This window comes from Alteromonas hispanica, from assembly GCF_010500915.1.
GTDB classification, from domain to species: domain Bacteria; phylum Pseudomonadota; class Gammaproteobacteria; order Enterobacterales; family Alteromonadaceae; genus Alteromonas; species Alteromonas hispanica.
Map to the genome: position 1 here is coordinate 212,620 of NZ_JAAAWP010000005.1, position 16,298 is coordinate 228,917.

The 16,298-nt window shown below is 45.1% G+C and carries 15 protein-coding genes; 2 read left to right on the forward strand and 13 right to left on the reverse strand.

From position 1 onward, the window contains the following. The 5 genes from GTW09_RS10170 to efp all read right to left on the reverse strand — a co-directional run bounded on the left by GTW09_RS10170 (position 1) and on the right by efp (position 5,955). Entirely contained in the window at positions 1 to 504 is a 504-nt protein-coding gene (locus tag GTW09_RS10170) for a GNAT family N-acetyltransferase (RefSeq protein ID WP_163111788.1), read from the reverse strand. Between the two features lie 137 nt (positions 505 to 641). After that, on the reverse strand, positions 642 to 1,322 hold the full coding sequence (locus GTW09_RS10175) for a gamma-glutamylcyclotransferase (protein WP_163111789.1): 681 nt from the start codon (positions 1,320 to 1,322) through the stop codon (positions 642 to 644). A 228-nt stretch (positions 1,323 to 1,550) separates the two neighbouring features. Beyond that, the gene (locus GTW09_RS10180) at positions 1,551 to 4,052 is read right to left on the reverse strand and encodes a TonB-dependent receptor (protein ID WP_163111790.1); all 2,502 of its coding nucleotides are present in this window, start codon (positions 4,050 to 4,052) and stop codon (positions 1,551 to 1,553) included. Between the two features lie 230 nt (positions 4,053 to 4,282). Beyond that, positions 4,283 to 5,251 carry an elongation factor P--(R)-beta-lysine ligase gene (epmA, locus tag GTW09_RS10185; RefSeq protein ID WP_163111791.1) on the reverse strand — a complete coding sequence of 323 codons (969 nt, stop codon included), beginning with the start codon at positions 5,249 to 5,251 and terminating at the stop codon, positions 4,283 to 4,285. A gap of 134 nt (positions 5,252 to 5,385) precedes the next feature. Next, positions 5,386 to 5,955, reverse strand: coding sequence for an elongation factor P (gene efp, locus GTW09_RS10190; RefSeq protein WP_071978617.1), 570 nt, complete (start codon positions 5,953 to 5,955; stop codon positions 5,386 to 5,388). Positions 5,956 to 5,991: 36 nt separating this feature from the next. On the opposite strand from efp, the gene epmB reads away from it, so the two are divergent. Continuing rightward, positions 5,992 to 7,017 (forward strand): EF-P beta-lysylation protein EpmB, encoded by a 1,026-nt coding sequence (gene epmB / locus GTW09_RS10195; protein WP_163111792.1) that lies wholly within the window; start codon positions 5,992 to 5,994, stop codon positions 7,015 to 7,017. A 1-nt stretch (position 7,018) separates the two neighbouring features. On the opposite strand, the gene GTW09_RS10200 is transcribed toward epmB, so the two are convergent. Beyond that, positions 7,019 to 7,210 carry a hypothetical protein gene (locus tag GTW09_RS10200; protein ID WP_071978615.1) on the reverse strand — a complete coding sequence of 64 codons (192 nt, stop codon included), beginning with the start codon at positions 7,208 to 7,210 and terminating at the stop codon, positions 7,019 to 7,021. 147 nt (positions 7,211 to 7,357) lie between these two features. On the opposite strand from GTW09_RS10200, the gene GTW09_RS10205 reads away from it, so the two are divergent. After that, complete coding sequence (locus tag GTW09_RS10205) at positions 7,358 to 7,675, forward strand: hypothetical protein (RefSeq protein ID WP_071981127.1); 318 nt, start codon at positions 7,358 to 7,360, stop codon at positions 7,673 to 7,675. A gap of 54 nt (positions 7,676 to 7,729) precedes the next feature. Here GTW09_RS10205 and GTW09_RS10210 read toward each other — a convergent pair whose 3' ends face one another. The 7 genes from GTW09_RS10210 to nudF form a co-directional block, all read right to left on the reverse strand. Continuing rightward, a complete protein-coding gene (locus tag GTW09_RS10210) occupies positions 7,730 to 9,025 on the reverse strand; it encodes a YfiM family lipoprotein (RefSeq protein ID WP_163111793.1) in 1,296 nt (431 codons plus the stop codon). A gap of 508 nt (positions 9,026 to 9,533) precedes the next feature. Continuing rightward, positions 9,534 to 11,609 carry an NHL repeat-containing protein gene (locus GTW09_RS10215; protein ID WP_163111794.1) on the reverse strand — a complete coding sequence of 692 codons (2,076 nt, stop codon included), beginning with the start codon at positions 11,607 to 11,609 and terminating at the stop codon, positions 9,534 to 9,536. Between the two features lie 163 nt (positions 11,610 to 11,772). Then, positions 11,773 to 13,668, reverse strand: coding sequence for a DNA topoisomerase IV subunit B (gene parE / locus GTW09_RS10220; RefSeq protein WP_163111795.1), 1,896 nt, complete (start codon positions 13,666 to 13,668; stop codon positions 11,773 to 11,775). A gap of 184 nt (positions 13,669 to 13,852) precedes the next feature. Further along, complete coding sequence (locus tag GTW09_RS10225) at positions 13,853 to 14,434, reverse strand: YqiA/YcfP family alpha/beta fold hydrolase (protein WP_163111796.1); 582 nt, start codon at positions 14,432 to 14,434, stop codon at positions 13,853 to 13,855. 24 nt (positions 14,435 to 14,458) lie between these two features. Further along, entirely contained in the window at positions 14,459 to 15,211 is a 753-nt protein-coding gene (locus GTW09_RS10230; protein WP_163111797.1) for a metallophosphoesterase, read from the reverse strand. Continuing rightward, on the reverse strand, positions 15,208 to 15,603 hold the full coding sequence (locus GTW09_RS10235; protein WP_100973157.1) for a DUF1249 domain-containing protein: 396 nt from the start codon (positions 15,601 to 15,603) through the stop codon (positions 15,208 to 15,210). Before GTW09_RS10235 ends, GTW09_RS10230 begins: the two co-directional genes overlap by 4 nt. A 41-nt stretch (positions 15,604 to 15,644) precedes the next feature. After that, positions 15,645 to 16,271, reverse strand: a complete 627-nt coding sequence (nudF, locus tag GTW09_RS10240) for an ADP-ribose diphosphatase (RefSeq protein ID WP_071978609.1) — start codon at positions 16,269 to 16,271, stop codon at positions 15,645 to 15,647. Positions 16,272 to 16,298 lie beyond the last annotated feature (27 nt).

A 16,298-nucleotide genomic window follows, 5' to 3' on the forward strand; every position in this document is an offset into this window, starting at 1 on the left:
TTAAAGCGACAGCCAATAGAGCGCTTGAACGGGGTATGACTTGTCGAAATACCATCCCTGTTTTTCGTACCCTAGTTTAGTCAACAGTGCTTGAGAGCGAGTGTTATCTGGATGGGTCATTCCTGTGAGAAAGCTGTAACCTTGGCTTCTTGCCCACTGAATAACCAGCTCGCAAGCTTCTTGGCAAATACCTCGCCCGCGTGCCTCTGGCAGTAATGCAAACCCCAAATCTGGACACGTAAAAGCGAAGCGATTAAACAGCCCGCATACTCCCAGTGGTAAATCAGTCTTTATATCCTCAATGGCTAATAGCCCATATCCCCACTCTTCGCGCTGCGCGTTGGTGCGGGCAATGTAGTCACAGGCATCTTCCCGCGTATTCACGCCGCGACTGCCAATAAACTTCACCCACAGGGGATCTTGTTGTAGCGCCAACACCCATTCTTGATCTTGATAACTCAAAGGCCGCAACCGTACACGCAAGCCATGAAAATTAATATTCATATTGTTGGAACGCCATTTAGCTAGTTTTCACGCTGTTCACACTTCGCTTTATCAAACTTACTGCACTCATAACTTACTACGCTCAGAACTTACTACATTAAAAAGCGTATTGGGACTATTTACTTTACGAACTACAACTACTGACTAAGCGTTGCGGCTAGCACTGCGTCTATTTTTTCATGCATATCAGCGCTAACCTTGGCAGCTCTTGGATATTTTGGCAATGCTCTGTCATTAATTCTAGGGTGATCCCACATTGAGGTGTGAACAACAAAATCTCGCGCCGCTTTTTCACCCGCGTGTTCAATGCAGCCAGCTAGACAAGTATCAATATAGGTTTGGCTTACTGGAAACGCCTCGGTAGCTGGGCTGCACTCAAGTGTTTCGCATACCCATAAATGATAGGCACTAAGCACCTCATACAATTCGTCAAGCTGGGCGCCTGTTTTTAGGTTACCTTGCGAGTGTGTAGCTAGGTCAAATGTAATTTGGTCTGCTGACACTTGGGTAAAGCGATAGTCTTTTTCTCTTTCTTGTAATGCTGGGTTTAATTGGGTGGGTATTAGTTGGGCATTGAGCTTTTTGCTGCTGTTTTTTATCGCACCCACATAGGTTTGCTGCTCTTGAATACTTCTAGTTACCCACGCGCGCTCAAAACCGCTTACCATTACTGGAATACCCAAAGTATTTATCTGTGAATAACGCTCTCTGCTATCTCGGCTTAGTAAACTTCCGTATCCAAGCACAATGTGTGACTCATCAAGTTTATTCAAATATTCAACAATGTCACTGACTGACGGCGCATTCGGGTAATTCAAGCTATCTCCTATAAAACAAAGCTTGGACCATAGAAGTAGTCTACAATTTCACAGCGGTATTTACTGCGCCAAATTGATTAAAACCCATTAATAAGCCCGCAGCGGTTAGAACTTCAGCAGTGAAGAGCATTACTTTTAAGAGCTTTGCAGATTACGCCACATTAAAGAAAAAAGGCGATAACCATCGCTGGTATCGCCTTGTTTTTCTGCTGTCGGTTAATACGCTATTTAGAAAACAGCCCTTACGCCGAAGGTTAGGTTTCTACCCGGAAGTGGTGCCTGATCCTTAAGGAAGGATGTATGAACACGTGCTTCTTCGTCAGTTAAGTTGTCGCCTCTTGCAAACACAACCCAATCTACGCCATCACCTGCAAACTCATATTGAACGCTCGCGTTAAGCAATGTGTAGCCTTCCGTTGATGTTTCAAAAGATGCTGTATCGTTTTGGTCGTCTACCCATGTGAAACCGGCATCGGCACTTAAGCCGCCGCTCACGTAGCTTAACTCTCCACCAATTCTCATAGGAGGTGTACGCGGTAGGTTATCGTCTTCAATTTCTGCACGAATGTAGTCGGTAAATACCGTTACACGAAATTCGTCATTTAAATCGAAGTACGCTTGCGCTTCTACACCCCAAATATCCGCATCGGCTTGCTGGAAGTAATAAACAGGCAATCCTTCGTCGCTGTGCGACTCGTGGCCTTCCTCATGTTCACCCTCGTGCTCGTCGTGACCTTCCTCTTCGTGTATTTCTTCTTCGTGCTCTTCTTCACCGTGGTCCTCATGCCCTGCAAGTGCAATTAAACCCGTGTTGGTTTGAAAAATGTAATTGTCGGCCTGGTTGTAAAACAATGAAACACTGTAGCCCCAATCACCAGTAAACTTGCGGAATGTCACATCAAGGTTAGTACTAACTTCTTCAGAAACACCCCTTAAGTTCTCATCAATATGGCCCTCTTCGTCCATATCAAACACCAAGCCTACCTCATAGCTCTCTGTAGCTAAATGCTGACCCGCGGAGAACAGCTCTTGTTGACTTGGCGCTCGCTCACTGCGAGATAAGGTTACCGCCACCGATTGGCCATCGGTATATTCCCAATTAGCCCCTGCAGACAGTGACACTGCGGAAAAGTCATACTCGGGGAATGAAAATGCTACCCCATGGGCTTCGTGTTCTTCGTCGTGCTCTTCTTCGCCCATATGATCATCGTGCTCTTCATGAAGTACTTCCAACTCTACCTCACTATTGGCCACATCAATGGTGGTCGACTCAAGACGTCCGCCTATTTCAAAAGTAACATTACCTACTTTTTTCTGCTCTATCAGGTAGAGTGAAAAGCTGTCAGTCACATTTGCCGGCGTAAATGCCTCTTCACCCACGGCGTTGTAATCACTTTTGGTATATTGCATGCCGAATACACCATGCCATCCTGCGACTTCTTCGTGATAGGCCGACAGACGAATATCAGTGGACTCATTGGTGAACACGGTACCCTGTTCGCCATCTTCAATTTCAGCATGTTCATAATCGGTGTACGCTGCAGCAAATTTTAAATTTGAGATACCCTCAACAGGCGAGTGCCACTCACCTGCTGCTTGATAACGGGTCATATCAACATCAAGCAACACACCTTCTTCGGCCATGTGCTCTTCGTCGTGCTCTTCATCATGCTCGTCAACATGAGCACCTTCGTCATGTTCATCGCCGTGGCCGTGACTATGCCCAGGCACGCCATACTCGTTATCTAGTTGTTCAACAGCGAAACCAAAATAGCCTTCTTCAGCAACGTATGACAAACCTGCAACTATGTTCGTGGTTTCCATGGCACTGCTTTCTAGTTCGCCACGTTCTTCATCTTCATCAGGCTCTACTGATGCAAAGCCAGGTATGTCTGCATTGTCGGTATCGCGAAGAAAGCCGTCTAGATGCCATACAAAGTTGCCTTGCCCGCCGGTAATATCACCTCGAGTGTATTTACCCTCGTTAACGGTGCTGTAACTCATTTCAGCTTCACCTTCCACACCATCAACTTGATATTGTGGAATACGTTTATCAACAACGTTCACCACCCCACCAATGGCACCACTACCGTATTGGAGCGTAGCCGGACCGCGAAGTACTTCTACTTGTGTTGCACTTGCCATCGTAGTTGCTACGTTATGGTCTGGACCAACACGAGATACATCCGATACGTCTAAGCCGTTTTGCACAATTTTTACGCGAGGACCATCGTTACCACGAATAATAGGGCTACTTGATACCGGTCCAAAATACGTACTGTGAACTCCCGGAGTGTTTTTTAAGGTTTCACCTAACGTTGGCGCTTCAATTTTACGAAGCTTATCTGCACTAATTACCGTTACTGGTGTTACTGATTCTAAAACTGAAGACTGCAGCGCTGTAGCAGTTACCACAATGTTTTCAACCGATGCAGGCTGCAACACAAAGTCGACATTCTGATCGTTGGATACGTCGCCAAGGTCGTTGTCGCCGTGAATGTAATTACTGGAATAAACATGCAAATGAATATGAGGTTTTTGTACGTCATTAAACCGATAAACGCCGTTTTCATCAGTGAATGCCACATGACGTGTGCCCTCAATCTTCACCTCAGCTCCTTCTACGGGCTTACCAGAAACATCCGTTACCTTTCCGGTTACTGTAGTTGCTAACACTGGGGCACTTAAAAGCCCAGCAATTGTCATACTTAACAACGAGCGCATTCTCATGAATTTCCTCTGAAATGTAGGTTTGCTTATAATGTGATGTTATAACATTTTTAAGCATGCAGAGTTCAAAGTCAACCATGGCGAAGTATTACTTTATTTTCATCTGCTAAGATATGCCGAGATATGTGCGGAAGGGTTTACGTTTTTAGGAGCCACGCTAGCGCAACTGATTTATCAAGATGGGAGTGCTAACTTGGGCTTGCTAACTTGGGCAGATTAACTTGGGCTTATTAGGCTCGGCTTACGGGGAAGTTGATAACGTCTTGAATATGCTTGGCATCAATTTTAAGCATTAAAAGTCGGTCTATGCCCATGGCTACACCAGAACACTGAGGTAAGCCTGAGTCTAGTGCAGCTAAAAAGTTCTCATCGATAGGCTTTGTCGGTAGGCCAGCACAAGCGCGCTTTTTATTATCTTGCTCAAACCTGCTTCGCTGTTCTTCAGGCTCGCTGAGTTCATGGAACCCATTGGCTAATTCAATTCCTTTGAAATACACCTCGAAGCGCTCGGCTACGCGACTATCCTCACGGCTTAGTTTTGCCAGTGCAGCTTGAGAAGCGGGGAAATGATAAATAAAACATGGGGTCTTATTGCCAATTTTAGGCTCGATGCAATAGGAAAACAAAAGTTGTAGCTTACTGTCGATGGATAGGGTTTCAACATCGTCAATGTCGATGCGACATTCTTGCATTTTGTGATTCAGTTCTTCGTTTGAGCACGTAAGCGGATCTAACGCCAAATGCTGTATAAAAGCCTGCTGGTAGGTTAACCACTCGCCTTTTTCTGTTCCTAAAACCGCTTGCAAAAGTTCGTCAACTTCTTGCATTAGCGCTAAGTGATCGTACCCAGGCTGGTACCATTCCAGCATTGTGAATTCTGGATTGTGCCAACGACCGGCATCTTCATGTCGGAATGCCTTGCCTATTTGGTATATGGCACCGCTTTGTGCGCATAACAGTCGTTTCATCGCATATTCGGGAGACGTTTGTAAATATAACGACTGAGGTTTTCCCTGTGAACCAAACAGAAACTGGGTTTCAAAAGCCTCTAAATGCTCATCGGTCACTGTGCCTACCGATAAAATGGGAGTTTCAACTTCTAGTACGTGTTTACAGTCAAAGAAATCTCGAATAGTGCTGAGCAAATTTGCTCTAGCCACTCTCGTGCTATGGGTGGTGGTGGGTTGCCATGGCTGCATATTTAGGCCGACGCTGTTATGAAGAAATGAAAGCTGTTTTTAGCGCGTTATTGAAAGCGATAAATAAAAACCGGTACATTCACGTACCGGTTTTACCCATTTTTTCGCAAAAAATAAGCGAACAAATTGTCGAGTTATTTTTGGACTCGAGATACATACTCACCAGAACGCGTATCTACGCGGATAACTTCACCAGTTTGTACGAACAAAGGCACGCGAACTACTGCTCCGGTACTCAGTGTGGCTGGCTTTCCGCCAGTACCTGCTGTATCGCCTTTTAAGCCAGGGTCGGTTTCAGTAATTTCCAACTCTACGAAGTTAGGCGGAGTTACTGTAATTGGCGCACCGTTCCACAAGGTGATAGTGCAAACGTCGTTTTCCACTAACCATTTTACATTTTCACCTACCGCTTTTTCGTCAGCCGCGATTTGTTCGAATGTATCGTTGTTCATAAAGTGGTAGAATTCACCGTCGGTGTAAAGGTAGGCAAGCTCGGTGTCCATAACGTCTGCGCCCTCTACTGATTCACCAGAGCGGAACGTTTTTTCTAAAACTTTACCTGAAATAAGCTTACGAATTTTTACGCGGTTGAACGCTTGCCCTTTACCAGGCTTTACATATTCGTTTTCTAAAATGTTGCAAGGTTCGCCATCCAGCATGATTTTCAGGCCGCCTTTGAACTCGTTAGTGCTGTAATTAGCCATAATTCCTCTGTCCAAACATAAGGTACAAAAAGTTTCGTGGAACAAATAATACCTAAAAAAGCGATTTCTGTAGAGCATAACTGGCAAAAAGATCTATCGAACAGCTTTACCGACCCATTAAAGCTTATTCATCACTTGAATTTAGATGCAGAAAAATACCACCAGCACGCCAAAGCCAGACGTTTGTTTCCCATGCGAGTTCCTCAACATTTTGTTGAATTAATGGAAAAAGGAGACCCTAACGACCCTCTGCTTTTGCAAGTTATGCCCTTAAGCGACGAGTTTTTAACGTCGCCGGATTACAGTGAAGATCCTCTTGATGAACACGACACCGCAGGGAAAGGGCTGCTGCATAAATACGACTCAAGGGTTTTACTGATGGTTCGTACCGGTTGCGCTGTGAATTGTCGATATTGTTTTAGACGTCACTTTCCCTATGCAGAAAACGCGGTCAATAAATCACAATGGAAAGATGCTTTATCTTATATAGCCAGCGACTCCTCAATTAACGAAGTTATATTTTCCGGAGGCGATCCATTAATGGCTAAAGACGAACATTTAGCGTGGCTAGCCTCTGAAATAGCGGCGATTGACCATGTAAAGCGCCTTCGTATTCACACTCGGCTACCGGTGGTATTGCCTAACCGTTTGTGTCAGGAATTTGAAGACTGGTTTACCGCCTTACCCTTGCAAACGGTATTGGTGCTTCATGCGAATCACGAAAAAGAAATATCATTTGAGCTTGAAGAAGCACTTAATAGGCTAAGAAGAAAAGGAGTTACCTTACTCAATCAATCAGTGTTGTTGAAAGGCATCAATGACAGTGCGGATGCTATTTGCGCACTCAGTGAGAGGCTTTTTGCAGCTGGCGTGCTGCCTTACTACCTACATGTATTAGACAAGGTACAGGGAGCAAGTCACTTTTTTGTCAGTGACGATGATGGCAGAGCGATAATGAAAGAAGCGATAAAGCGTCTGCCGGGATTCTTAGTGCCCAAACTCGTGAGAGAAATTGGGGGACAACCCGGCAAAACGCCTATCGACTTACACTTGCATCCCTAACCTATGCGAAGGTATCGATGTTGGCGCCCAACGCAGGGTTTGCAGAAGATGCTTTTGGTACGTCAGAAGCTGATTCTAGCAACTGAAGCGACGCTTGACCCTCTTGCTCTTGCTGGCTTTTTGCCAACTTAAGAGAGGCCAACTCAAGCGAAGCACCGGACGCTGCAGAGGCATTTGCACCTTGTAGTTCCATACCGTTTTCCTTTGTTGCTTGTAGCAAAGTAAAAAAATGGGCAAAATTGCCCACCTCAAAGGTTATCGGCCATATGCGCAGAAACTTTAACCAATTTTTAAATCACACTCTATGTGGTCACAACTTTAAGGCGTTCTCATGCAAGAAATGCACAATGTACATCAACAACTTCAAGAGACCATGCAAACGCTTTATCGAAAAGCCGTAGATGCTGACAAAGCACTAGATGAACTTCAGCGAGACCAGAAAGGCAAGTTTTCAGCTGTATTTGCAGCTGATAGTGGCTTCTCTACCTCGGCAAAACGCTTTGTTCCTTACGTTGAAGAAATTGCTTTAGACTGGCAAGCGATGAAAGACATGGACGAGGAGCAAACCAAAGCAGCTCTTGCTCCGCTGGTAAAAAAGATTGAGCTAGCTCTTTTAACCATAACCCAGTTTCAACAAAGCCTGGCTACTAAGTCTTAAGCTTTACCCACCTGTGAACGAAAGGCCTAAGCAGCATGTTACTTCATTAAGCCACTAACGCTTATATAAAGGAATTTCCACTATCCGCTGCTTAAGCCTTGCAACTTCATTCAGGTAAGCTTGGCTGTCTACACGACCGTATTGCTCGGTGAACGCCTGCTTGCTAAGCCCTTCCGGTATATCATCAATAGCTGGGATAATGTCGACTTCAGAGCGAATTCGGGCTAGCGTGTTTTGCACATCTTCTGCGCGATGCAGCGTGGTCGCTGTTTTAGCCAGTTCGGTACCAGACATATCCGCCACTAGGTCAACAAAGCTATAGCCAGAACCACCAATACCTCTATCCATAAGCTCTTTGAATTCGCCAATAGCAAATGACATACTTTGCTCTGACAGCAGCTCCAAGGCCGCAGAAATAATATAATGACGAGCAAGGTCGTTGCGATTGTGCAGCACCGCACCGGCACGAGGCCTCAGAGCCTTGTCTTTATCAGGCTGAATATCGCCGACTAAATTTCCTACCCTGTGGTGACCAACATAGGCTGCCAAGGCAAGTATTACTGCTTTGTTATGCAACACGGCTTGCTGCGGAGAATTGCTTTGCTCGCGGGCACGAGCCATTCCCTCACGTAAATATTCGATAAGTGAAACAGGCGTATTAGAAAGAGCAATTTCGCGCCCAGAAATGTAACGTAAATAATAAGCGGTAAGCGTTTGAAGCTCGGTTTCTTCATCTACCGATAAGTTCGATGCTACCGTGTTTAATTCGTTAAGGAAGGTATCTAACCGACCAATATCGAGGGTGAGCTCGCCCCGTCGCATAGACACTTTTTCTACGCGACTAAGCGCTAATGTGGCAATTTCTGAGTTCGTATAATTGTTTACTGCATATTCAATTACGTTAAGTAAGAAGCGACCTGGAATTGACAAACTGCCAACTTGAACGTGCTCAATGCGCAAATTGTCGCCGGGAAGAACTAAAGCCGACACATTAAAAAAATAACCAGTATCTTTGATCGCATAGGTTAGGTTTGCCGTGCCGCCCGTGGAAGTGATATTTACTTGGCCTTTGAAATCGGGAAGCCCCCGCTGTAATACGCCAACAAGACTCTCTACTTGAGTTTCACTTAGCACAACTTGGTGCCCCTCTTCCCGTCGAGAAAAGGCGCGTTTAAGCTGACTTAATAAGACTTGAACGCTATCGGCGCCATCAAGCTGGCTCGATGCGCTGTTCGTGACTAAAGGAGTCGATTGAATGGCCATTGCGGTAAGCGTGATAGCACTAACGAGAGATAAAAACGCGATTACAACTAACGCGATAGAGAACCATTTGATGATGCGCAATATCATATGTGTTGAGATGAACCTTTATTTGTAATGATATATGAACTGATTTGAAGATCGCCGAATGTTTGAAGTTTTAAACGCTTATTATGGCTAACTTAGGCGTCTGGTTTTTGCGCATTTGTCTCGCTTTGCTCTCGCTTCTCTCTCTTTAATTACGCAAATTTGTAGCGCTTTCTTGTGAAGAACCAAAACTTAATAACCTCTGTTTTGATCATTGTTTGTTTTAAACACACTTATTTTTCAACAAACACCTCCAAGGGGTAAAAACCAAAAGCGAGTGAAGAATAGCGCAATAAAATAAATAATACACTGTTTCGAAACACTATGTTACTTAACAGGCTTCGCTGTCTACGTTTATTGATAATATCAAGCGAATGCGAAACAGGCAGAAACACAAAAAGAGGCCGACGTAACTACGCCAGCCCTCTCATCTCATTGACTCATTTGCCCACTAACGTCTTCACTATAAGTAGCAATGACGGTGCATAAATAGCACTTGATAAATAGCTAATTAGTAAAGAGAAAGTACCGATACCGATTCAGGCGCCGTGAATGACACACTGTAATCTGGTGCCACATCACCTGAATTCGCATTCAGAATATTGTCAAAACGCAACACCGCGCCATTTGACTTTTCAGCCACATAAACATGCCCATTGCTTAGCATCAGGTCAACAGGGTTACCTAATAGAGAAGCTGGACCAGCAATATTGACGGTAACGTCTGTTTGTCCCTGAGCAGTTTTAGCACCAGGTATCACGTAAATCTTACCGTCTGTAGCATCAGCAGCACTACCCACATCCGATACCACCAGGCTGTCGCTTTGACTATCGTAATCGATACCGTGCAGATTTGTTGGTGCAGCAAATGCTACGCCTCCGCTAGTAGGAACGATTAAACGATCTTCACCAGTGATAACAGACTCGCCGCTATCTAGGCGCCTTACCACTTCTTCAAATACAGCAACCGTACCATTGGTTAATGCCATATATGCGCTATCTGTTGCTGGGTCGTAGTCGACATCCCAAGGACGAGCACCGTTTGCCGCTTCAAGCGTTAACAGCGGCGCCACATTACCCGACGCACATGGAGAGAACACTCTAACTGCCGGTGTATTTTCATTAACATCAGCCACAAATACCAAGCCGTCATCAGTTGATATATCTAATCCCTTTGGCGCTATTAAGCCTGTATCAGCACCTACAATCATGTGGTCATAACTGTCGCTATAAGTCATACCATCGCGAGATGACGACAGTCTATTCACCACTAACAGGCCACCTGTTGACGTATCTGGATTATCAAATGTGATAACGCCATCGCCGAAAGCAGTATAGGCAGCACTTTCAATACTCATCCCACTATCGAAGCTTTTTAGCTGACTTGAAAGCAGCGCACTAAACTGAGTCACTGCACCTGTGCTATCTCCTGCTGTGCTTGGGTTACTCGATACAGACAGCCCCGCAATAGGCATAGTTGTAATACCATCATCAGAAGAATCTACCCGTGAAGTTATCTCCTGCACCTCTGCAATAGACTCAGGCTTAATGGACGGTGTTGATAACGTGGGCGCTATGTCTCCACTATCACCGTTAAAGATGTTTGAGAATACAAGGATAGCGTCATTCGACTTTTCTGCAACGCGAAGGTCTGAACCAGATAGGGTTATATCAACCGGATTGCCAAGCTGTGTGCTGGCGCCAGCTACCACACGAGTAGGTTCGACCGCACCAGAAGCCGCGGCGGCATTTTCAATAACGAAAAGTTGTCCATCGTCGGCAATACTTGCATCGCCAACGTCTGAAAGCACTAAACGGTTCGACATTGGTTCGTACACGATACCGTGAAGGTTTACAGAAATCTGATTGCCATCAGCGTCCGATGGAGTAATGACACGGGTTACCGTAGGCGCAAAGTCAGAGGCAGTTACATCGTCGTATACCGCTACAGTACCGTCGGTCAAAGCCACAAAAAGTCTGTCTGCCGCTTCATCAAAAGCAAGATCCCAAGGTGGCGCAGAGGTAACCAATTCGGCAATGGGCGCTACATTGCCCGCCGCTTGCCCACCAAATACTGTTACTCGCTGACCGTTGAAATCAGCTGCCATGATAAGACCGGCTTCTTCGGCAAATACAATTCCTTTAGGATTAACTAATCCCGAAGCTGACCCGGTAATATCGTGACCAAAATTGGCATCGTAGTCATCGTTAGCTGAAAAAGAACAAAATGAACGAATAAGAGGTAAGTCACTATCGCCAGCTTGAATAAAGGTATTGCTCTGGCTTAGTACCAGTCCTTCATTAGCACCGGTAGATAAGGTATCGAGAACGTTGGCGTTTTGGTCGACCACCGATACCGTGTTGCGATTGCTATCGCCGTTGTTGGCTACTAAAAAAGTAGCGGAAGGAAAACCTGGGCTTCCGTCTTGTCCTGGTGCACCGACTTGTCCGTCTGCGCCGTCAGCTCCGTCTACGCCATTTACACCGTCAACACCATCGTCACCATTACAGGCTGAAAGAGAAAAAACAATTGCTGTTGCTAGTAGTGATAACTTGATGTTGCGTTGTGATGTTTTTGATAAATCCATCATCGTCTCCGTTTTCTTTTTGATAGTAGTGACGCGATACAACTTACGTCCTGTTCAAAAAGCCAAACGCATGAGACGTTAAACTAGATGCAAAGAATTAAATTTTTTAAAAAAATGTTTTCTCTTTGTTTTTCTTTTTGTGGCTTGAATGGGCTGCGCCTGTTTAAAGCACAACCTCTGCCATATTCCCTTTACTCTCTAGCCAGGTTTTGCGGTCGCCAGAACGCTTTTTAGCCAGCAGCATATCCATTAACTCCATCATATCTTCAGCATCTTCAATGGTTAGCTGAACCAAACGGCGAGTATTTGGATCCATGGTGGTTTCACGAAGCTGTAGAGGATTCATTTCACCGAGGCCTTTAAAGCGCTGCACGTTCACCTTACCCCGTTTTTTCTCTGCCTCTATGCGGTCAAGAATGCCCTGCTTTTCACTTTCATCTAACGCATAAAATACTTCTTTGCCAACATCTATTCTAAATAGTGGTGGCATTGCCACATATACATGGCCTTCGTTAACTAGGGTTCTAAAGTGGCGAACAAACAAAGCACACAATAGGGTAGCAATGTGCAAGCCATCCGAGTCAGCATCGGCGAGAATACAAATTTTGCCATATCGCAAACCTGACAAATCGGTAGAATCTGGATCAATGCCTAATGCTACCGAGATATCGTGGATTTCCTGTGAGGCCAGAACTTGAGAAGAGTCTACTTCCCAGCTGTTAAGAATTTTACCTCTAAGGGGCATAATAGCTTGAAACTCTCTGTCTCTAGCTTGTTTAGCCGAGCCACCCGCCGAGTCACCTTCCACCAAGAACAGCTCTGAATAGCTAATATCTTGCGAGGAGCAGTCGGTGAGCTTTCCGGGCAAAGCCGGGCCCTGCGTTACTTTTTTACGGGCAACTTTTTTGGTTTGACGCAGTCGGCGCTGAGCATTGTTAATGCACATTTCGGCCAGTGCTTCTGCTATTTCAGTATGCTGATTCAACCATAGACTGAAAGCGTCTTTTACCACGCCTGATACAAACGCACTCGACTGACGAGAGGACAAACGCTCTTTAGTTTGACCAGCGAATTGTGGGTCCTGCATTTTGGTAGATAGAATGTAGGCACACCTATCCCAAATATCGTCGGGAGAAAGTTTAACGCCTCGAGGCATTAAGTTTCTAAACTCACAAAATTCACGCATAGACTCTAACAGGCCTTGGCGCATACCATTTACGTGCGTACCGCCCTGAGCTGTGGGAATGAGGTTTACATAGCTTTCCGTAACCAACTCACCGCCCTCAGGCAACCACATTACCGCCCAGTCTGCGCCTTCAGTATTTCCGCTAAAGCTTCCCACAAACGGGGTATCTACCGGTAGGGTTTCGAATTCTGCTACCGCTTGATACAAATAATCTTTCAAACCATCTTCGTAGTACCATTCCTGGCTTTCTTTTGAAATTTTGTTGTCAAAGCGAATGCGCAAGCCTGGGCTTAGCACGGCTTTTGCCCGCAAATTATGCAGCAGCCTGCTTACCGAGAACTTGGCAGAATCAAAGTATTGAGGGTCTGGCCAAAAATGAACACGGGTACCCGTATTGCGTTTGCCACAACTGTCTATAACTTGGAGATCTTCGACTTTGTCGCCGTTTTCAAAGGCAATTTGATAAACATTGCTGTCGCGGCGAATAGTGACTTCCACACGGTGGGACAATGCGTTAACCACGGAAATACCTACGCCGTGTAAACCACCGGAAAATGCATAATTCTTATTTGAAAACTTGCCACCAGCATGCAGCTTACACAATATAAGCTCCACCCCGGAAATACCTTCCTCGGGATGAATATCTACAGGCATTCCACGGCCATCATCAATGACTTCTAACGACTGGTCTTCGTGCAGTATTACTTTGATATTCGATGCGTGACCGGCCAGCGCCTCATCCACACTATTATCGATAACCTCTTGCCCCAAGTGATTCGGGCGGGTGGTATCGGTGTACATGCCGGGGCGGCGTTTTACTGGGTCGAGGCCATTAAGAACCTCGATAGCGTCTGAATTATATTGATTTGACATAGTTATGGTTATTATTCAAGCCAGAAACATGAGTAAACGTACGCAGAGTTCTCCTGCAACGCAAGGTAAAAAGATGTTATCAGGGCGATTTAACCCTGGCAATTCAATCCTGCCAATTCAATCCTGCAGTTTCAATAATAGCTGCGTAATAGGCTATTGCCTTTTTGCCGCCCGCAGACACAGTTTAATCAAGCAGAAACTCGGCTATGGCCGGCAAATGATTTTCATAGCCTACAAAACTGTGATCGCCCCCCTCCTCTATCACTAAATCACTTAGCGCATATTTAGCCGCAGCCAAGCGATAGTCGAGGGTTTCATCATTAGTTTGGAGAAGCACCTTATACGCTTTGTCATTATTGAGTGCATCAATATCAAGGGCTTTTATAATATCAATATCCGTGAGCCCAATACTAAATTTCTCACCACTATACGGATTCACATGGGGGCCAATAAATTGTTGCAGCAACTCGTAAGGGCGTACGGCGGGGTTAATGAGTACCGCTTTACCTGAGTATTTTTCGATAAGAAATGTTGATAAGTACCCCCCCATAGAACTACCAATAACCTTAAGCCCTCCTTCAAGCAACTCAGGATTGTTCTCAATGAGTTCTACTAACTGGGCCTCTACTTTACTGGGGAAATTCGATAGTTCAGGTATGTGCAGAGTAACCTCAGGATGGTGCTTGGCAAAATAGTTTTTCGTTGCCTGTGCTTTCACGGAGGTTGGCGAACTTAGAAAACCGTGAAGATATAAAAGATGGTGCATGTGGAATCTCTGTAATTGCTATTGTTAGTTTATTCTTTTAACCGTCACTTCTGCATGACCATTATCGTGAAGTTCTATGACTTGGTAACCCGGCCGTTCATTGCTTACGGCAAAGTCTGGCTGCATCTCCCATTGCCAACAGGTAGACGGACAGCCGTAGCTGTTTATGCGACGTTTACCTACACATTGACGCAAGCTTGAATGCACATGACCGTGTATCACGTTCGCAATACCCTTCACATCCTCTAACCATTGAATAAAGTCCTCTGCATTTACTAAATTATGTTTATCCATCCAACTGTTTGAAGGCAAAATATGATGGTGTAAAGCTAGCAGATGGTACTTATGAGCATTTTGGGTAACGCCAGAGTGAACTTGCTCTACATGCGCAAAGTCTATTTCTCCCTGCGCACCTACTGCATTTACTTTTGGTCTTGTATCTAGACCGTGAATGCACCATTCCCCCAGCTCAAGTGGTGAATTGGCATCTAACCTTTGGTTTTTGAAGGTGCAGTCGAAGTGGGCATTGTTATCGTGATTCCCAGGTATAACATACCAAGGAATGTCGACATACTTTTCCATAAGTTGTAGAAAATGGTCGTAGCTGCCCTGCGAATCATCACCACTAATGTCGCCGGTGATAAGCATACAATCAGCATGTGTATCCAGTGAGATAAGCACCTGCTCTAAAGAGTAATAAGGCGCCAGATTTGCGTATCCTTTTCTCTCTTTTTCTCTTAGCAAGTGACAATCGCTAATCTGTATTATCGTTTTCACGCTTCAGATGTGACTCGCGGCGTTTGCTGTAGACAGAAGTTAAGCCACTCAGCAAGAAATATATTCACCATCTGTTTCTCGTTTCGCTGGCGCATTTTTAGGTTCGGATACTCATAGGAAGGCTCTAGCGCTCCCGTATTTTGGCTGTTAATCACTTCAGCCAGTCTGGCATCGTGGTACAAGCGCACTGTCATTGACGGGGTTAGGTAATCCGGCATGTCCTTTGTGGTTTGCTTAATACTTAACGAGCTGGTGTAGCGAGATGACTCAACAATTTTTATTTCATACGCTAAATGTTTACCAATAGAGAAGCGGTAGCTTAAATCTTCCGTGTCGCAATCGGGCAAAATACGCAAAAGGTGCGCATAATTCACCTCACACACAGCCTGCATGGTAGGTAAGTGAGGTATGTATTTTCGCGGTGTACGATAAGTCACGGTGTTTTCCACTGCTCCAAAAGTTGAGTTTTATGCATAAAAAACCATTGTAGCGCAATTAAGGCCGCTGCGTTGTCTATGCGACCATTTTCCAGCCATTCAAGGGCTGTATTTTCTTTCACGCGGTGCACCTTGATATCTTCAGACTCAGTTTCTAAGCCGTGTATACCATGCGCCTTAGTCGCATCTGTCTTCGCTATAAAAATATGTAATCTTTCTGTTGTACCGCCTGGGCTCGACAGATAACTTAACGCTTTTGTCAGCTGTTCTAGCTCAATGCCTGCTTCTTCCATGGATTCTCGGTGGCAAACATTTTCTTCGGTTTCGCCTTCGTCAATCATGCCAGCAATAATTTCTATTAACCAAGGGCTTGAAGATGTGGGTAATGCCCCAATTCTCACTTGCTCAATAAGCACAAACTCTTGCGTTATTGGGTCGTAAGGCAATACACCAACGGCATGGCCGCGCTCAAATATTTCGCGACTAACCGAGTCACTCCATTCACCGTTAAAGCATTTATGACGGAAAATGTATCGATTCATGGTGAAAAAACCGCGGTAAACAGGGCTAACTTCGGTAATTTCAACGTCATTTGAGGTAAACGAAAGGATTTCCTTGCTCATTTGCTGACACTTATGGTTCAAATAGAT

Bases quoted from the DNA above. Each gene is read 5' to 3' on its own strand.
- efp (WP_071978617.1), bottom strand. From the start codon at position 5,955: ATGGCTAATTACAGCACTAACGAGTTCAAAGGCGGCCTGAAAATCATG.
- GTW09_RS10200 (WP_071978615.1), bottom strand. From the start codon at position 7,210: ATGGAACTACAAGGTGCAAATGCCTCTGCAGCGTCCGGTGCTTCGCTT.
- parE (WP_163111795.1), bottom strand. From the start codon at position 13,668: ATGTCAAATCAATATAATTCAGACGCTATCGAGGTTCTTAATGGCCTC.
- GTW09_RS10170 (WP_163111788.1), bottom strand. From the start codon at position 504: ATGAATATTAATTTTCATGGCTTGCGTGTACGGTTGCGGCCTTTGAGT.
- GTW09_RS10205 (WP_071981127.1), top strand. From the start codon at position 7,358: ATGCACAATGTACATCAACAACTTCAAGAGACCATGCAAACGCTTTAT.
- GTW09_RS10215 (WP_163111794.1), bottom strand. From the start codon at position 11,609: ATGGATTTATCAAAAACATCACAACGCAACATCAAGTTATCACTACTA.
- GTW09_RS10210 (WP_163111793.1), bottom strand. From the start codon at position 9,025: ATGATATTGCGCATCATCAAATGGTTCTCTATCGCGTTAGTTGTAATC.
- GTW09_RS10180 (WP_163111790.1), bottom strand. From the start codon at position 4,052: ATGAGAATGCGCTCGTTGTTAAGTATGACAATTGCTGGGCTTTTAAGT.
- GTW09_RS10225 (WP_163111796.1), bottom strand. From the start codon at position 14,434: ATGCACCATCTTTTATATCTTCACGGTTTTCTAAGTTCGCCAACCTCC.
- nudF (WP_071978609.1), bottom strand. From the start codon at position 16,271: ATGAGCAAGGAAATCCTTTCGTTTACCTCAAATGACGTTGAAATTACC.
- GTW09_RS10235 (WP_100973157.1), bottom strand. From the start codon at position 15,603: ATGCAGGCTGTGTGTGAGGTGAATTATGCGCACCTTTTGCGTATTTTG.
- epmA (WP_163111791.1), bottom strand. From the start codon at position 5,251: ATGCAGCCATGGCAACCCACCACCACCCATAGCACGAGAGTGGCTAGA.